This window comes from Blastopirellula sediminis (assembly GCF_020966755.1).
Classification (GTDB): domain Bacteria; phylum Planctomycetota; class Planctomycetia; order Pirellulales; family Pirellulaceae; genus Blastopirellula; species Blastopirellula sediminis.
The window spans coordinates 1-2724 of the sequence record NZ_JAJKFT010000005.1 but is presented as its reverse complement, the minus strand read 5'-3'; the positions used below and the strand labels follow the sequence as shown (position 1 = coordinate 2724).

The window sequence follows — 2724 nt, the reverse complement described above, 5'->3', positions numbered from 1 at the left end:
TTGGCGATCCGCAGCGTAGTGGCCACTGGTCGCACGTCTGAAGCATTGAAGCTTCGTTAATCGAGCCCAAACGGGGTTGAGCTTAAACGTGCGACGGTTATTCGTTTGAATTGGTAGAGAATGCTATTCTCGAGTGAAAAGCGTTGAATATAAGTGGTCAAGCTTTCGTCCGTTAGTACTGGTTAGCTGAACACATTACTGTGCTTACACATCCAGCCTATCAACCTGGTCGTCTTCCAGGGGACTCTCGCACTAAAGTGCTTACGAATTCTAATCTTGGAGCGGGCTTCACGCTTAGATGCTTTCAGCGTTTATCCTTTCCGACCATAGCTATCCAGCCGTGCCACTGGCATGACAACTGGGACACCAGAGGGTCGTCCTTCCAAATCCTCTCGTACTAAAGAAGAACCTCCTCAAAATTCGTACGCCCACAGCAGATAGGGACCGACCTGTCTCACGACGGTCTGAACCCAGCTCACGTACCACTTTAATCGGCGAACAGCCGAACCCTTGGGAGCTTCTACACCCCCAGGATGTGATGAGCCGACATCGAGGTGCCAAACCGCATCGCCGCTATGGACGCTCGGATGCGATAAGCCTGTTATCCCCGGAGTACCTTTTATCTGATGAGCGATAGCCCTTCCATACGGGACTACCGGATCACTATAACCTACTTTCGTACCTGCTCGACCGATAAGTCTCGCAGTCAAGCACCCTTTTACTATTGCGCTCTTTGCCTGATGGCCAACCAGGCTGAGGGTACCATTGCACTCCTCCGTTACTCTTTGGGAGGAGACCGCCCCAGTCAAACTGCCCAACTGACACTGTTCCCTGTCCGGATTCACGGATATTCAGGGTTAGAGCTAAAACATATTCAGGGTGGTATTTCAAGGACGGCTCCTTCGACGCTGGCGCGCCGAGATCAAAGCCTCCCACCTATCCTACACAGAACATATCTCAGACCAATATCAGCCTACAGTAAAGGTTCACGGGGTCTTTCCGTCTAACTGCGGGTATGTGGCATCTTCACCACAACTACAATTTCACCGGGTCAGTGGTTGAGACAGTGCTCCAGTCGTTACGCCTTTCATGCAGGTCGGAACTTACCCGACAAGGAACTTCGCTACCTTAGGACCGTCATAGTTACGGCCGCCGTTTACCGGGGCTTCGGTCGCGAGCTTTCACCCTCTTCCTTAACCTACCGGCACCGGGCAGGCGTCAGACCCTATACATCCTCTTGCGAGTTAGCAGGGTCCTGTGTTTTTGATAAACAGTCGCCAGAGCCGATTTTCTGTGGCCCCCAACAGCTTGCACCATCAGGGGCACCCCTTATCGCGAACTTACGGGGTCATTTTGCAGAGTTCCTTAACCACTGTTCTCCCGAGCGCCTTGGTCTACTCGACCTACCTACCTGTGTCAGTTTTAGTACGGTTAAAACGTCTTCAACCCTTAGAAGCTTTTCTTGGACGTCCTTCTGATGATTACCTCATAAAGAGTCAGATCGACAGCTTGTATTCCGGGAGCGGATTTTCCAATCTCCCCAACTTGCTGCAAATCACGGGCTGATCCACCAGCCCGATCACGGTTCGGACGCCGTCCCTCCATCGGTCCAACGTTCTAGCGCAGGAATATTAACCTGCTATCCATCGTCTACGCCTTTCGGCCTCGACTAAGGTACCGGCTAACCCTGGGCGGAATTGCCTTCCCCAGGAAACCTTAGGTATTCGGCGAACAGGATTCTCACCTGTTTAATCGTTACTCATTCCGGCATAATCACCCGATAGCCCCAACACCGCTCCTTTCGGTACGGCTCGTATCTGACTATCGGCGCTCTCCTACCACTTTCGTCCGCTGCTTCGGTGAAACGCTTACTCCCGATCATTATCGGCGCAGAATTACTCGACCAGTAAGCTGTTACGCACTTTTTAAATGGTGGCTGCTTCTAAGCCAACATCCTGGTTGTCACAGTAATTCAACCTCCTTAGTGACTGAGCGTTTCTTCGGGACCTTAGCAGACGGTCTGGGTTGTTTCCCTCTCGACCACGAAGCTTATCCCTCGTGGACTGACTCCTGAGATAGTCGCACCGGTATTCGGAGTTTGGTCCAACAGGGTACCCCGGGAAGGGGCCCCAAATCGATTCAGTCTCTCTACCCCCGGTACGTAGTGGCTCAAGGCTAGCCCTAAAGCTATTTCGGAGAGAACGAGATATCTCCAAGTTTGATTAGACTTTCACTCCTCCCCACAAGTCATCCCCTCGGTTTTCAACCCAAGTGGGTTCGGTCCTCCACGCGGTATAACCCGCGCTTCAACCTGCTCATGGGTAGATCACTTGGTTTCGCGTCTACAGCCTACGACTAGCGCCCTATTCAGACTCGGTTTCCCTCTGGCTTCAGTCCGGAAGACTTTAACCTGCCGCAGACCGTAACTCGCCGGATCATTATGCAAAAGGCACGCCGTCACCCAATAATCGGGCTCCGACCGCTTGTAAGCGTATGGTTTCAGGTTCACATACCTCCCCTAACAGGGGTTCTTCTCATCTTTCAGTCGCCATACTGAGTTCACTATCGGTTATCAGAGAGTATTTAGCCTTGCGGGATGGTCCCCGCAGATTCAGTCCAGGTTTCACGTGCCTGAACCTACTCAGGTATCTCTCGGGAGGCGAATCCACTTTCGTTTACCGGGCTGTCACCGTCTGTGGCCGACCTTTCCATGTCGTTCAACTA

Annotated in this window: 1 rRNA gene; it reads right to left on the bottom strand. The window is 52.3% G+C overall.

What is annotated here, in order from left to right:
* Positions 1-153: 153 nt before the first annotated feature.
* Positions 154-2724 (bottom strand): 23S ribosomal RNA (locus LOC68_RS11020); the annotation flags it as partial.